Here is a 15,620-nt window from a genome sequence, read left to right as displayed (position 1 = left end):
TTCTCCCCCTCTCATGTGAAATAAAATCTTCTTCATTATGGAACAATAATCTTCCATTTGTCAAACAGATCATGAACTAGATCGTTAAAAGATCGATAATTGGACATTTTTCTTTCTATATAATTATGAACCAATGCTCTGATAATATGAGCCTGGTAACGCTTGAACAAGCTTCTTCATTTCTAGTCTAAGAAGTAGACTAGATAGCTCTGAAAAAGAAAGCTCAAGCTCTTCACATAGCTCCTGTACGTGCTTTTTCTCAAAGGCGAGCTGTGCTAACACACGCTTTTCTATATCATCCACCTTTTCCTCGATCTTTAGTCTTTTTTTATTTCCCTGCATGTCATTATTTAGATCTAAATGAGAAAACTCCTGAGTAATATCTGAATGCTCTAAAACTAGCTTAGCCCCATGCTGCTGAATGAGTAGATTTGTCCCAATAGATTGTTGGTCAAAAATTGACCCAGGTACAGCAAACACTTCTCTACCTTGCTCTAAAGCTAGCTGAGCCGTGATTAATGAACCGCTTCTTTTATTCGCTTCAATCACCACTGTACCATAACTTATACCCGAAATAATACGATTTCGTTTAGGAAAAAAACCAGGATGTGCTCTAACCCCAGGAGGATACTCAGAAAGAATCAAACCATTCTGTGTGATTTGCTCATATAACTGCTTATGCTGACTAGGATAAGGAATATCAATCCCTGATCCAAGAACGGCTATGGTAGCCCCTTTTTCTTGTAAAGCAACTCGGTGACTAACCGCATCAATTCCTAACGCCATTCCACTTACAACACACCAATCCTGTTGAACTAATGAGGTAACCAATTTGACTGTTGCAGCAATTCCATATTTTGTTGTTTTTCTCGAACCTACAAAGGAAAGACACGGTTGGGATAATAGAGAGATTGATCCCTTAGCGAAAAGTAGCCATGGCGGATCAAAAATTTCCTTTAGCATAGGAGGGTAACGAGGATCTGTAATGGGAATGAGATAAATATCTTTAGCTTTTAATTCAAGCAATAGCTTTTCTAAAAAATCTATATGTACATGTTTGCTTAACTGGTTACACTGCTCATCCTTTAAAAAAGGATAATGCTGCTTCCATTGCTCCTGACTCCAGCCCATGGATTCTTGATCCATTCCATGACTCAACAGCTTATGAATAGTGCTCCAGCCTACACCAGGCGTACAGCTTAAACCTAGAAATAGCTTATCCACTTCTTCACTCCTTTTTAATAAAAAGAGCTACACCTGCGTTGGTGTAGCTCTTGAAAGTTAACGTTGTTTATTCACTTTTATGTGTCACACACTTTTCTAGAAGACCTTTTTCCTCTAGTACACCTACTAAAGTTTCACCCATAACAGATGGAGTTCTTGCTACCTTAACACCGCAGGACTCAAGAGTTGCGATTTTTTCACTAGCTGTTCCTTTACCACCTGAAATGATAGCACCAGCATGCCCCATACGCTTCCCTGGAGGAGCTGTTTGACCACCAATAAATCCGACAACAGGCTTAGTCATATTTGCTTTAATCCAAGCTGCTGCTTCCTCTTCTGCTGTACCACCGATTTCACCAATCATAATCACAGCATACGTATCTGGATCTTCATTGAACATGTTTAGCACGTCAATAAAGTTTGTCCCATTAACAGGGTCTCCACCAATACCAACAGCAGAGGACTGTCCAATACCACGAGTAGATAATTGGTGCACTGCTTCATAAGTTAGAGTTCCACTTCTAGAAACAACTCCAACGTGACCTTTTTTATGAATATATCCTGGCATAATCCCGATTTTACACTCATCCGGAGTGATAACACCTGGACAGTTTGGTCCGATAAGGCGTGTCTTTTTACCTTCTAAATAGCGCTTTACCTTAACCATATCTAATACAGGGATACCCTCAGTAATACAAATAACTAAATCTAACTCAGCATCAGCAGCTTCTAAAATAGCATCAGCGGCAAAAGCAGGAGGTACATAAACTACACTAGCTGTTGCTCCAGTAGCTTCTTTAGCTTCTTTTACTGTATTAAAGACAGGAAGATCGATCTCTTCGATCTTTGTTCCACCTTTACCAGGTGTTACAGCACCAACCATTTTAGTGCCATATTCAATGGCTTGCTTTGTATGAAAAAGTCCCGTAGAACCCGTTATACCTTGACCAATTACTTTTGTATCTTTGTTAATTAAGACACTCATGCTCGTTATACCGCCTTTCTTATTTTACTAATGAGACAATTTTCTCAGCGCCGTCAGCCATAGAGCCAGCCGCTACAATGTTTAATCCAGATTCGTTTAGAATCTTCTTACCAAGTTCTACATTCGTTCCTTCTAAACGAACAACAAGTGGACGCTCTAATCCTACCTGCTTAGCCGCTTCAACAACACCGTTAGCGATGATATCACACTTCATGATACCGCCGAAGATATTGACGAAGATGCCTTTAACGCTCTCATCAGATAAAATAATTTTAAAGGCTTCTGTAACCTTTTCAGTAGTAGCTCCGCCCCCAACGTCAAGGAAGTTAGCGGGTTCTCCACCGTAATGCTTAACAATATCCATCGTTGCCATAGCTAGTCCAGCTCCATTAACTAAGCAGCCAATGTTACCTTCAAGAGCAATATAGCTTAAGTCATATTTAGACGCTTGAATTTCCTTTTCATCCTCTTCTTCTAGATCACGCAATTCAACAATATCTGCATGTCTAAACAAAGCGTTTGAGTCAAAGTTAAGCTTAGCATCTAAAGCCATAACGTTTCCATCTCCAGTCACAACTAGAGGATTAATTTCAGCCATAGAGCAATCTTTGTCCACAAATGCTTGATATAGAGCTGTCATAAACTTTACTGTCTTATTCACTAGTTCTTTAGGAATGTTGATAGCATAAGCTAACTTACGCGCTTGGAAAGGCATTAAACCGATAGCTGGATCAATCACTTCACTGAAAATCTTTTCAGGAGTGTTAGCCGCTACCTCTTCAATATCCATTCCACCTTCTTCAGATGCCATCATCACAACGCGACCACGGTCTACTACAACACCAACGTAATATTCTTTTTTAATATCGCAGCCTTGCTCAATAAGTAAACGCTTTACTTCTTTCCCCTCTGGACCTGTTTGGTGAGTTACTAACACCTTCCCTAGAATTTCAGATGCGTAAGTACGAACCTCATCTAGGCTTTTGGCTACTTTAACTCCACCAGCTTTTCCTCTTCCTCCAGCATGGATTTGAGCTTTTACAACGGTTACCTGTGTACCTAATTCTTTAGCGGCTTCTACCGCTTCATCTACAGAGAAAGCAACCTTTCCAACTGGAACGCTAACTCCGTACTGTCTTAGTACTTCTTTCCCTTGGTACTCATGGATATTCATCTTTCGTCCTCCTATCCAATGACATTTGACTGTGTAGTGTTTTTCTTCCTTTATCAGCTTACAATATCTTTGAACGTTTGTCGAACTTTATTTCGCCATGCTAAATGCTTGTTTTACTGGAAGCTAGCAACTAGTTCTTTAAATCTTTCCTGTACATTCATTAAGTCGTAAAACTGATCTTCATAGATAAAATAATGGTCATAAATATACACCTGTTGATTCTGCTCGTTTGGGTAAGTAAACGTGGCTAGAAGCTGTTGGTCATTTGAACCCCAATGCTCCAATAAATCAACCGGCTGTGCTGTTGCTAAATACCTTGTGATTTCATGAATATGTGATCTAATCCTTAGCTGGTCGTCAGTAACCTCATCTAAGAGAATCTTTGCCTCTCCATCATCAACTTCAAGCCCGCTAGCCTGAAATAAATGCTTCACATGATAAACGGAATAGTCCTGCAGTGGTATAACCTCAGCTAGCTCAGAAAGCAAAGATTGATTTAGTTGATAGTACCATCGGTCCTGTCCGTCCTGTAAAGATATGAGGGTAGGAGTAATAATATCAAAGCTTAGATATTTTTTACCTCCATACTCTACATCCACCTTGTAATACGGGTATAAAGGAGACTTAATTCTAATGTCCCCTTTCTGAAGAACTGCTTGCTGCAATAAAGAAAACAGTGAATCTGCTTTCGCCTCAGGAACCTGAGCCTTCATGCCAATATCTAACGCTTGAAGGGTCATTCTTTCTAAATCAAGCTCACCGAAATAATGGGAACCAAGGGATTCTCTAACCCATTGAAGAAAGCTTTCATAACCCTGCCCACTAAAGAAATCCTGTCCAACTTTAAGCGAATCTGGATAAAGCTGCATAACGGCTGGCTGTCCTTCATCATTCCAGCTAATGACCGTATAATGCATTCTCTGTGCTACCTGCTCAGAAGGAACAAAGCTACTATATACACTTTCCCACTTTGCCTCAAACTCTGTTGAGTCTAGTGGAACCTCTACACCATCCTGAGAAATGATGGATACCTTCGAGATGGATAGGCTACTGAGTGCCCCTGCCTCATCACTCTGTTCTTCTGTGGTTGAAATAGGCTGATCAATAGGCAAAGCGGGGTCTTTAGGCTCATAAGCTACTTGGCTACAGGCTGACAGTAATGAAAGTGCTCCTATATACAAGCATGTTAAAAGGATCCGATTGGAAGAATTTCGCACACATTTTACTCCTTTCGAATGCCCCCTGTTTAAAATATATCTTTATCTCTCTCTATCTCTATATAAGTGTCTGTCTTTTTACGTGTTTTTGCTCAATGTTCACATATGTACAATTTCTTTGTTTAATTATTTTGTATTTTTACCTTAAGCTACACCCTTTCAGTCTTTCTATTCCTAGCCATAAATCTGTATATAAGTATACCTACTTCTCTGTTAATCAAAAAATTCCTTCTTTTGATCTATATTTTGCTAAAGAAAATAAGTCTATAAGACTATATACGACAAAAAACAAAGGAACTAGACTCCGTTCCCATTGCTTTTGTCTATATCTGCGGTTTATCTTATTTTCATGGAAATACTTTTGAAACTGCACCTATTCCCTTGAAAGGAGAAGTTTTTAAGCTGTTAATCACCATTACCATCTTCCTCATCTAGATCATCTTGCACCGTACTTGCATCATAGGTAACATCATGAACAGGATGCATAAATATACCTCCCATAGGTGGCTTACCCTCTAAAAGCTCTTGATTCTCTTCAGTTGCCCAGCCACTATCAACCTCTCCCACAGAATGTCCTTCTTTTTCCCAATGCTGACCTGACATAATAGCTGGATCGATTTCTTTGTTCCATTGATCTAAGGGAATTTGTATATTTTTATAGTATTTCTTATTTTTCTTCATTTCCGTATCACGCTCCTTATTTGTTAGTATGAGTAAAAGGTGATCTTCTATTCCACAGTGCATTCTTCTAACATTTCAATTAGTTCTCGTTACCTTTTTTCAGTTCTAGTCATACCTTCCTTCGCCTCTAGTATTTGTCAGTCGGTATCAAGAGGCAGATCTCAACAGTGCGGATTATAACATGCTTTTCAACAAGTACATGAATAGGAATGTCACTATTAACCTCGATGCCGAAGTACCTGAAATTGTCATTGACTTGAGTAATGAAGATTTCCCTACTGAAGTTAATTTGACTGCCGATTACGAGAAAGACTACAGAGATTTAGTAAAATACTTAAAACAACAAGACCTTGCTTACATATAAGTAAAAGAAAAGATTGATTCATCTGCTGCTTTCAATGAAGATACCGAATTAGAGTATGAAAAAATCTTAGAAGACATACACCTAACCGCTGGAAGCTTATTGACTCTGAGATACAATGATAGCAAGAAAACTCTTCGTTCTGAAATTTTAAATCCTACTATTGACGAAAAGATCAGTTCAGAAGATTTCTCTTACATTAATTCAAACACAATATGTACAATGAGAGGACCTGATTATATTTGGATCGATTGGCCTAATGAGTATGAGTTTACATTTAATCAAGGTAACTAATGTTTACTATCAGGAGGAACTCTAATGAAAAATTACCCACTCCCCATTATAGGCATATGTCTGTTTCACCTAATCGTAATGATTTCAATAGGGACTTTTTATTTTAATATTTCCAATGCATACCTTACATTTATAGGACTATGGGAAATCTCATTTTATATGATCCCAACGATTGGATTACTTTTTGGGAAACAATGGGGTTGGTGGACGACAGTATACCTTTATTTAGTTCATCTTTATACATTTGTTGTCTCCAAATACGTTATCATTACTCAGCCATTACACGGTTCTTTATTAGTCCTTCAAACAGTAATGGTCTGCTTTTTTCTGGCAATCTTATTATTTAACTCTAGAACAAAGATCTTTCTTAATATGAATATGGGTTTTTTAAAAAGTCTTTTATTTGTAGTACCACTAACTGTTGTTGCTTATATAGTGATAAACCAATTAAGTCTTTGGATTAAAGGGATTATAATGAGCTTTTATGGTGATTTCTAAGTCCTCGTATCTGACTGGATTAATAATAAATCCATAATATTCTTGAAAAGATCTCTATGATGCACTAGCGTTTCCCCATATAAAAAACACATGTCTTCTGCGGACTTGTGTCTGAAAATTTGGTATAATATACATATACAACAGAGCTTGGGTGGGATAAGCATGCCTCAGAATGGAGGTGATGCTTATGAATTTTTCGCTTTCAGAAGTGATTATGCTTGGAATGTTCTTCCTCGCTGTTCTTACTTATTTGAAACGAAAATAACCTGCCCAGGTTAGCGCCACGGTGCAGGTTATCTCTCACGTTTTATCAGGAGGTTGCCCACCCGAGTGTTGTATGAGGACGGTGTAGCGCACCGCCCTTTTGTTAGTTTAATAATAACATGGAAGAGTTATACATGCAATCAACTAGGGCCCCTTTTCTTTCTCAATACCCATAATAAATAAAAGTAGGCAATAGCAAAAGTGATTATAGGAATAAATATAATCTGTAATAGATTACCAATAGGTAACATTGTAGTCTGATTAAAAACGAAACTTAATGCGATAATTCCTAGAATTAAGGAAGAGTTTGTCATCATAAATTGATAATACAAATTCCTGTCTTTTTTATAAGATATTATAAAAATACAGACGAGACACATTAGTAAGAATAACACGAGAAACAAATTTTCAAAAATTTGTGTCCACATCCATGATTGACGAATATTTTCAAGTTCAGCTCCCGAAAGAGGATTTCCTGACATTCTCTGATCTGCTTTACTAAATCGATCGTTCGTAATAAATACATAGGCGATATAGAATAGAAGCATTAAAAAAGAGTATGTATAAAAGACCCATTGAAATGTTAATTTCTTTTTCTTTCGTACTGCAACCATATCTTCCATTTTTCATCCCCCCTTAATCCAATTTTCTCCACTTATTTATCTTAACATATTCTAATATTTACCTTAAACCCTCTTACCAACGTAAGAAAAGCTTCTATCGAAGCCCTCTCGAAGAGGTTGTCTAGTCCATCATTAGAGGAAGCTTTTGCATGCAGCCAGAATTTATAAAACTTGAAGAAATCATTGTATCAAATTTTATAAATCCTTAGACTGTAAAAAAGCCCCTTAAGCTTAATTGGGGCTAATCATTTGAATTTAACTATATGATTTCTTTTAGATATAAAATATTATCTCAGAAAATTTGATGGGAATTGTTGAATGATTCCAGTAGTCATCACATCAGCCATTTCCAGTGCTTGTGGTTCGATTTGATCATTTAAGGCAATATTCTTCACATAGTCTTTAGCTAAACGAGCGGTAATTTCTTCACTGAGGAGACGAAGGTTGTTATCAGATCTACTAGGTATACCTTTATACTATCTAAGGGTATTCAAAAAACTCCCAGAAGACACATTCCAACATAGATTTCTGAAAGCTAGAAAGTATCGTGGTCTTACTAAACGTGAAACAACTCAGCTTTTTAAAACGTAATGCCAAAACTATTTGGAATTAGGAAAATGGTAAAACGTTAATGATTTAAATTTTCTTAAAAAAGAGGGGTTTATATATATTTCAGAGAATAGTGAAACATCTGGTGTAGACTATGTTAGGGTGAAGGACCAGATGGAGGTCGAAATTTAACTACTTCACAGACCTTTGCTTGGGAACCTAATGCTCCTCATATTAGTTTGTCACGCATTTCTTAGAGATAGTCCTTAAATAAAGCAGTATACACAAATTTTATACTGATTTCCTATAAGGAGAGGTTGTTTGTGTTAAAGAAATATAAAATCCTTTTTCTAATTGTAATAAACTTGTTACTACTAAGTGTTGTTGATTTATTTACTACAAAAAACAGTTATGGAGGTGGAAATGGAAATCCAGCAATAATTCCATTAGCAATCATAATACCTCTTGCCATTTGGACTGCAATTGAATTATATAAATGGTTTTCAAGATTAAGACTTAAAGCCACTATTAAAGTTATTATTTCAATTTTAATTTTAGTATACATATCTATTGGTATTAAAATGCAAATCAATTACTACAACACGATTCCAAATAATCTAAGAAATGCTTTACATGAAAGGGGAATGTATAATTCTGAGGATTACATTCAAGATTCAGTTATTGGCTTAAATAAGTATACAAACTTGGTATACTTTAGTTACAATACATTTTTTATGTTTCTGGCATTTATATTACTATTAGCAATAACCGTTCCTTTAATAACCAAGGCTATAAAAAAAACTAAAAAATCATTGACTTTACTTTAACGTGTTTAATCAATAAACTAACTTTACAAGAATCCATTATATGATTACCTCATTAATCTAATAAAGATACAAATTATTATTATGAAATTAAAGCTTTTATACTTTATCCTCTGTCCAGCACACGAAACTGAATAGCCTCAGCAATCGCTACTTCATCGATGTCCTTAGATTTATTCATATCCGCAATAGTGCGACCAAGCTTAAGAATCTTATGATAGGATCGAGCGCTGATATGGAGTTGTTCAAAAGCAAGTTTAATTAATTCCTCCGCAGCAGGAGTAAGTACACATTCTTTCTTGATCTCTTTAGGGCTTAGTAAGCCATTGTAGGGAGCTGTTGGGGAACGCCATTGCTTGTACTCTCTCCCCTCTTCGATTCTTGAGCGCATTTTAGCAGTAGTATAATTATAATTGATGTCTGTGATTTTCTTTCTAGATTCCTTACTGCCATGGGTTAAATCCTGATAGGTGATCGGAGGGACATCTAAGTGCATATCAATCCTGTCAAACAGTGGACCAGAGAGCTTATTCTGATAGCTAGCTACTTGATGGGCAGAGCAAACACACGACTTGCGTTCTGTCTCATACCCATAGTATCCACATGGACACGGATTCAAAGCGAGGATTAACTGAAAATGAGCAGGAAAATGATACGAATGATGACTTCGATTTATGGTTATTGTACCTTCTTGCAAAGGCTCTCTTAGAGCTTCTACGACTCCTCTTCTAAACTCTAAGAATTCGTCTAAAAATAGGACACCATAATGGGCTAGTGATATTTCACCAGGCTTGATCGGAACACCTCCTCCTATCATGGCCGCTTGGGTCGTTGTATGGTGTGGGGAGCGAATGGCTCTTTTCCAGCGTAGACCCTCTTCTTCCTTCAACAACCCTGCCACACTGTAAATCCTAGTCACCTCAATGGCTTCCTTTACTGTGAGCTTAGGCAGTAGAGAAACAAAATTCTTGGCAAGGAGGGTTTTTCCACTGCCGGGAGGACCGCTTAGAAGCAGGTGGTGATGACCGCATGCCGCTATTTCAAAAGCTCTTTTCACATGTATCTGACCATGAATATCAGCGAAATCCTCTCCCTGCCATAGAGTTGAAGGCTTCTGCTGAGAAGCAACTTCCATAGGATTAACAGCTCTTACAACATCTTCTCTTAGCTCTCTTTGTTGTCCTCTACCCTGCTGCATATTATGCACAAATTCCCTTAAATGAGCTACACCCGTTGCTCGAACCTCCCGTAAGGCGTTAGCTTCTAATACATTATCCTGAGGGACAATAATACGCTGTACATGCTTCTCTTTCGCAGCAATCACAAGAGGCAGAATGCCCATATTTTTTCTAACCTGACCATCCAAAGCTAACTCTCCAATGATCAACGCTTCATTTAATTGATCCTCTAACCATTTCGTTCTTTTAATTTGTTGATCTGCTATAAGAATGCTAAAAGCGATAGCAAGGTCAAAGTAGCTACCCTCCTTACGTAAATTTGCAGGCGCTAGATTTACTGTAATTCTCTTGTTTGGAAATTGAAATCCGCTATTTTTTATAGCCGAACGTACTCTTTCCTTTGCTTCTTTCAGAGCAGAGCCTGGAAGACCAACAATATCGAAATGAGGTAAACCGGATGAAATATCCACCTCCACCTCTATGATCTGACCTTCAAGACCATGGACATACGCACTAAAGCATTTTACATACAAATAGAAAACCTCCTTTGGCTAATTTAAACTGTGACAAATGATATTGAAATAAAATCTATTGTTGGGCATTGTATACGATTAGAGAAACGCAGAGGGAACTTTTAGGAATGTAATAATCATTGATACGAGGTGAGTTTTTTATTAGAAGGCTTTCTAATTAGGAAACGCATAGAAATACATATATTTCATAAGGGATCTATATCTTTGAGGAATTAAATATCTTGATAGAAGGGCTTATGGGAATATAGCTATAGAAGAACATACAATAGGATTAAAACAGGGATAGGTCAAAGATCATTTAACTGTTTAAAAGGCATGTTCAATACGATTAAACCACGCTTTCTTTTCATCAAGATCAAGGTATACGGTTACGACATCAAACTGGAGATTAACTTGCAGGTATTGAGGGTTTTTCTGGAGAAAAAAACTAGATACTTTTCGTATTTTCTGCTGCTTTCTTGGAGTCACCGATTCTTCAGCTGTCCCATATGTTGTACTTGTGCGAGTCCTCACCTCGATAAACAATATGGTGTGGCCTTTACGCATAATTAAATCAATTTCACCGAGAGGACAGCGATAATTGTGGAAAAGTAGGGAATACCCGGCCAATTCATACTGCTTTAGTGCGAGCTGTTCCCCATATTTTCCTATAGCCTGTCTTCGTTTAGTCATGCCAGCCCGCAGCCTTTTTCTCCATTCTATATACCAAAGCCATCACTTCGGCCACCACTCCATAAAGCTCAGCAGGAATTTCTTTATCTATCTCAATCTGAGCTAAAAGCTGAACTAAGGCTGGGTCCTCTTGAATAGGCACTCCGTTTTCCTTAGCTAATTTGATAATTTCTTCAGCAACTAGTCCATTCCCTTTTGCTTTGACCATTGGCGCTTTACTGGAATCAGGCTGATAGTGTAAAGCAACTGCTTTCTTATACTGCTCCGTCCTGTTGTTCATAAACGAATATCCACTCCTTGAAAGGAACTCTGACTATACAGGCGGGATGCTTCAATACTTGGATGGTACATCATAGGTTCATTCATTTGAACTTCCTTCCACTTCACAGACGTTAGCGTATAGCCTAACTGGTTCATAGCTTCCTTGACCTGTACTTCATTTTCTTTTAGCCATTCATGTCCTTCGTGCGGTACCTGCTTACTATATAAAGTAATAGCTAGATAATTGGACTGAATGGTAACATCTATTTCAGTTTGCCCTAGCTCTGGTAGCTCTAAGTGAAAAAACATTCTACAGTTTTCCGGGTCAATTTTCCCTTTTTCCTTTTTACCTGAAATCTGCCCGTAAATTGACCTCAGCTCTGCTCCAAACGGATAAAAGGCTTGAAACATAAACGTTTGAATCGGCTGCTGTGTTTCAGAGGATAGAAGAATCTGCTGTCCCTGAATCGTATGAATGAGACCTTGTACCTTTTCAGCTGCCTGCTTGGATAGCTCTTGGGATTGTAAAAGCTGCATTAGATAAGACTTTAAAGTTGTTGGTTGCTGTCCCTCCGCAGATTGATTCTGAATAGCAGAAGTATTAGCTGTAGATATATCTGAAAAAAGGCGTCCGCCCCCGGCCTCTGTTCCCCTTAGCATAGTATCTGTAAATTGCGAAGAGGAGCTTCCCTGTGAACTGTTTGTAACAGTAGTATTGCTTCCTTGGTTAGCCTGTCCTGTCTCTTGTGCACGAGCTGTTTCTGATGAACGAGTAAAAACAGCCGTTTCACTCGCAAATGACTGGACAGGTGTATGATTAGCAGGCTGCCCTTGTTGACCGGTAGCTTGAGTAACCTTAGAAACTGTATCCATTAAAGCATTTGTCACAGATTGAGCATTCATATTGACCTGTCGAGATTCTGTGGGAACTCTGTCACCCTGTGCCCCTGGATTTGCTTCAGCTGTTCGTCCAGGAACCTGACCTCCTTGTTCACGAGTCAAGGCTACCCTATTATTCTCCAATAAAGATGAAGAAGGACTAGATGGTGAGCCAATAGCCCCAGACGAGGAAGAAAAGCCTGCCTGAGTCACTTGCTCCTGTGTTCCAGTATGAGTGACAGGTTGAACGACAGAAGCTTGTTGGGTAGAAGGGGTTGGAGGAACAGGTGCAGGTGTGAAGGATGTCATGGCTTTAGACATGGTCGATTCTAATTGGACACCCATCCGCTGTAAAAACAGCAATAAACCGTTGGGTCTTTGAACAATATCCTGCCCCATTCTTTGCAGTAGGTTTTGTAGCTCCCCTCTAGCCTGTGAGGGTAGAGCTGCCGCCACATCTCTGATTTGATAAGCTAAGGATGAGTTTTGTGAGAAGCTCTGTAGGGATTGAATAATTTCTTTGGATAAAGGGAGTCCTTTTTGAACAGCAAATTTTATCGCTTGGAGAGTCTCACTTCTAGTTCCAAGCTGCTCAAGAATCTGCGTTCCTGATCGAACATTTTGCTTGGTCATAGGCAACTGCTCCTGAAGAAAAAACTGAAGGAGCTTTTCCCCTAACGCTGAAGACTTCATTCCGAAAAATTGGAGCAATTGAGCTAAATCAGTTTGCCCCTGATGCCCTAAATGCTGAGGCGCAGAAACGAGCTTAAGTGTAATGGGGTGAGCAGAGCCTTGGACCTGAAACCACGAACGTAAGCCAGCTTCAAGAGGAGCCTCAAGCTTAGCCTGAACCTGCATAGAGCCTAGTTTAACCAAAGCATGATCATTTGGATAAAGCTGCAAAACCTCGCCTTTAACCACCTGTCCTGATGTAAGTGTCAGGACATGATTATTAGACGCTCTTGGAGTACGAAACATGGATTGTAAGATATTTCCTAAAGCCATCCTAATCAGCCTCCCTTTTTTCATTAATAAACGCTTTAATAAACGTTTGTCTATGAATGGGGGTTGGACCATATTTACGCAATGCCTCTTGGTGCTCAGGGGTCGCATAGCCCATATGGTTCTCAAACCCGTATTGCGGATAAAGCTGAGCGATCTCTGTCATCCATTGATCTCTCGTAACCTTGGCTAGAATAGAGGCCGCTGCAATGGAAACAGATTTTGCGTCTCCCTTGATGAGGGATTCGTAAGGGATAGAAATGGAAGGATTCATCGCATCAATCAAGCAATAATCTGGTGGCGTAGAACAGGATTCAACAGCTTGCTTCATGGCAAGTAGTGTAGCCTGATAAATATTAAGCCGATCAATATCCCGTGCATCCACAAAGGCAATCGAATGACTAATAGCCTGCTCCTTAATGATCTTGGCAAAAGCCTCTCGTTCTTCCTTTTTCAGTTGCTTCGAATCATTAATTCCTATACATTCAAAGCCAGCAGGTAGGATGACAGCAGCTGTAACAACGGGTCCTGCTAATGGACCACGTCCTACTTCATCAACTCCAGCTATATGGAGGAATCCCTTCTCACGAAGCCTTTTTTCCTCCTGATTAATCGTCTCCCAATGAAGGAGTTTTCTATGCTCTTCTGCTACCTTCCTCTTGCATTGATCCGCCAGACGTTGAACTCCTGCTCGGGAATCCGTTTCAAGTAGTGGTATATACCCTTCAAGCTCCACAGAAGTAGCAGAAGAGATTTTTTGTTTTATTTCCGTAATCGTTAAGCCATCAAACAACATTTCCTTCACCAGCCGTTCATGAAATACACAATCCATCTCTCATATTTCGACACAAACTTTAAAAAACCTTCAAGATGTTTGCACGTTGCTCGTTAATTTTCTTGAGCGAGAGTGATCGCTTTTTCCATGTCTTCTGGAAGAGGAGCTTCAAAGTATAAATCCTGGTCAGTTCTAGGATGCTTAAACCCTAGCGCCTGAGCATGTAATGCCTGACCGTCAATCGGAAGGGTTTTAGAGGGACCATACTTCGGGTCACCAGCTAATGGATGACCAATATACTTCATATGCACTCTAATTTGGTGTGTCCTTCCTGTTTCAAGCTGCAGCTCTACTAAAGTAAAATTAAGCCATCTTTCTAGCACAGTAAAATGAGTAACAGCTGGCTTTCCTTCTTTTACCACGCTCATTTGCTGCCTATTCTTTGGGTCCCGGCCAATCGGAGCATCAATTGTCCCTTTATCATGCTTAACCTGACCATGCACTATAGCCATATATTTTCTAATCGTAGTATGTTCCTTTAGCTGTTCAGCTAAAGCAGCATGAGCTTGGTCGTTTTTCGCCACCATGAGTAATCCTGATGTATCCTTATCTATGCGGTGAACGATACCCGGTCTTAGGATTCCATTAATCCCAGATAAGTCTTTACAATGATATAAAAGTCCATTAACTAGTGTTCCAGAATAATGCCCCGGTGCTGGATGAACCACTAGCCCTCTTTGTTTATTGACCACGATCACATCTTCATCCTCAAACACGATATGTAGAGGGATATCCTCAGGTTCGATGCTTAGCTCCTTAGGTGGTAAAATACGCACAACGATAAGGTCGCCCATTTTCAGCTTATAGTTAGCTTTGACTGACTTATCGTTCACCGTAACAAGTCCGTCCTTTATCCATTGCTGAATCTGTGAACGGCTCCATTCACTCTGCTCAGCCGATAAAAATGTATCTATTCGTTCAAAGCTCGTTTCTTCATATTTCCAATCAAAAATTTGCACAGCTGTATTCATTCTAGCGTTCACCCTTTAAAATATGTCTATTTAAATATGTCTACATGCTATTCTGAAATAGCCGCCTTTTTTTCTTTCTTTTCCTTAATCATATCTATAATTGTGTCCAGTAATAATAAGCCAACGCCAATCACTAAAGCACTGTCTGCAATATTAAAAATAGGGAAATCATAGTAAAAGGAGAATAGTGAAATTTTTACGTCTACAAAATCGACTACTTCGCCAAATCTGACTCGATCTATATAATTTCCGATTGCTCCTCCTAAAATTAATGCAAGAGACCAGGATACAAGACCTCTGAGTGAGGAACGATGCCTAATAAGAACATACGCAATAGCAATAATGACCACTGATGTAACAATGATAAAAAACCAGCGCTGATCCTGTAAAATGCCGAATGCAGCCCCCTTATTACGATGAGAAGTTAGATATAAAACCTCATCAATAATAGGAATGGACTCCCTTAGTGACATCTTCGTCAGTACTAGCCACTTGGACCATTGGTCCAAAGCAATAACAATCCCTACAAGGATAAAATAGAATACAACCACGAGCGCTCCTCCTTGAACATCAAACAAAATAAATATCTTTCAAA

14 protein-coding genes are annotated in these 15,620 nt (G+C 38.9%); 2 read left to right on the top strand and 12 right to left on the bottom strand.

The features are described 5' to 3' along the window. Positions 1-123: 123 nt before the first annotated feature. From dprA to J2S11_RS02670, 5 genes are all read right to left on the bottom strand, one after another. Complete coding sequence (gene dprA, locus J2S11_RS02690; RefSeq protein WP_307390577.1) at positions 124-1,224, bottom strand: DNA-processing protein DprA; 1,101 nt, start codon at positions 1,222-1,224, stop codon at positions 124-126. A 67-nt stretch (positions 1,225-1,291) separates the two neighbouring features. Next, positions 1,292-2,209 carry a succinate--CoA ligase subunit alpha gene (gene sucD, locus J2S11_RS02685; protein ID WP_307390573.1) on the bottom strand — a complete coding sequence of 306 codons (918 nt, stop codon included), beginning with the start codon at positions 2,207-2,209 and terminating at the stop codon, positions 1,292-1,294. Positions 2,210-2,228: 19 nt separating this feature from the next. After that, complete coding sequence (gene sucC, locus J2S11_RS02680) at positions 2,229-3,383, bottom strand: ADP-forming succinate--CoA ligase subunit beta (protein WP_307390571.1); 1,155 nt, start codon at positions 3,381-3,383, stop codon at positions 2,229-2,231. A gap of 113 nt (positions 3,384-3,496) precedes the next feature. Then, positions 3,497-4,600 carry a hypothetical protein gene (locus J2S11_RS02675; RefSeq protein WP_307390570.1) on the bottom strand — a complete coding sequence of 368 codons (1,104 nt, stop codon included), beginning with the start codon at positions 4,598-4,600 and terminating at the stop codon, positions 3,497-3,499. A 405-nt stretch (positions 4,601-5,005) separates the two neighbouring features. Further along, positions 5,006-5,281 (bottom strand): DUF3905 domain-containing protein, encoded by a 276-nt coding sequence (locus J2S11_RS02670; protein WP_307390568.1) that lies wholly within the window; start codon positions 5,279-5,281, stop codon positions 5,006-5,008. Positions 5,282-5,960: 679 nt separating this feature from the next. On the opposite strand from J2S11_RS02670, the gene J2S11_RS02665 reads away from it, so the two are divergent. Then, positions 5,961-6,434: a hypothetical protein gene (locus tag J2S11_RS02665; RefSeq protein WP_307390565.1), complete on the top strand. Its 474-nt coding sequence runs from the start codon at positions 5,961-5,963 to the stop codon at positions 6,432-6,434. Between the two features lie 1,759 nt (positions 6,435-8,193). Beyond that, a complete protein-coding gene (locus J2S11_RS02660) occupies positions 8,194-8,697 on the top strand; it encodes a hypothetical protein (protein ID WP_307390562.1) in 504 nt (167 codons plus the stop codon). Between the two features lie 103 nt (positions 8,698-8,800). Here J2S11_RS02660 and J2S11_RS02655 read toward each other — a convergent pair whose 3' ends face one another. From J2S11_RS02655 to lspA, 7 genes are all read right to left on the bottom strand, one after another. Then, positions 8,801-10,405: a YifB family Mg chelatase-like AAA ATPase gene (locus J2S11_RS02655; RefSeq protein WP_307390559.1), complete on the bottom strand. Its 1,605-nt coding sequence runs from the start codon at positions 10,403-10,405 to the stop codon at positions 8,801-8,803. Positions 10,406-10,711: 306 nt separating this feature from the next. Next, positions 10,712-11,077 carry a YraN family protein gene (locus J2S11_RS02650; RefSeq protein ID WP_307390556.1) on the bottom strand — a complete coding sequence of 122 codons (366 nt, stop codon included), beginning with the start codon at positions 11,075-11,077 and terminating at the stop codon, positions 10,712-10,714. Continuing rightward, a complete protein-coding gene (locus tag J2S11_RS02645) occupies positions 11,070-11,357 on the bottom strand; it encodes an EscU/YscU/HrcU family type III secretion system export apparatus switch protein (RefSeq protein WP_307390553.1) in 288 nt (95 codons plus the stop codon). Before J2S11_RS02645 ends, J2S11_RS02650 begins: the two co-directional genes overlap by 8 nt. Next, complete coding sequence (locus J2S11_RS02640) at positions 11,354-13,222, bottom strand: hypothetical protein (protein WP_307390551.1); 1,869 nt, start codon at positions 13,220-13,222, stop codon at positions 11,354-11,356. Before J2S11_RS02640 ends, J2S11_RS02645 begins: the two co-directional genes overlap by 4 nt. 1 nt (position 13,223) lies before the next feature. Next, positions 13,224-14,015, bottom strand: a complete 792-nt coding sequence (locus tag J2S11_RS02635; protein WP_307390548.1) for a ribonuclease HII — start codon at positions 14,013-14,015, stop codon at positions 13,224-13,226. Positions 14,016-14,107: 92 nt separating this feature from the next. Next, positions 14,108-15,025, bottom strand: a complete 918-nt coding sequence (locus tag J2S11_RS02630; protein ID WP_307390545.1) for an RluA family pseudouridine synthase — start codon at positions 15,023-15,025, stop codon at positions 14,108-14,110. A 47-nt stretch (positions 15,026-15,072) separates the two neighbouring features. After that, positions 15,073-15,576, bottom strand: a complete 504-nt coding sequence (gene lspA / locus J2S11_RS02625; protein WP_307390543.1) for a signal peptidase II — start codon at positions 15,574-15,576, stop codon at positions 15,073-15,075. Between the last annotated feature and the right edge of the window lie 44 nt (positions 15,577-15,620).

Source organism: Bacillus horti, from assembly GCF_030813115.1.
Taxonomy (GTDB): Bacteria; Bacillota; Bacilli; order Caldalkalibacillales; family JCM-10596; genus Bacillus_CH; species Bacillus_CH horti.
This window is presented reverse-complemented; position numbering and strand designations above follow the sequence as displayed.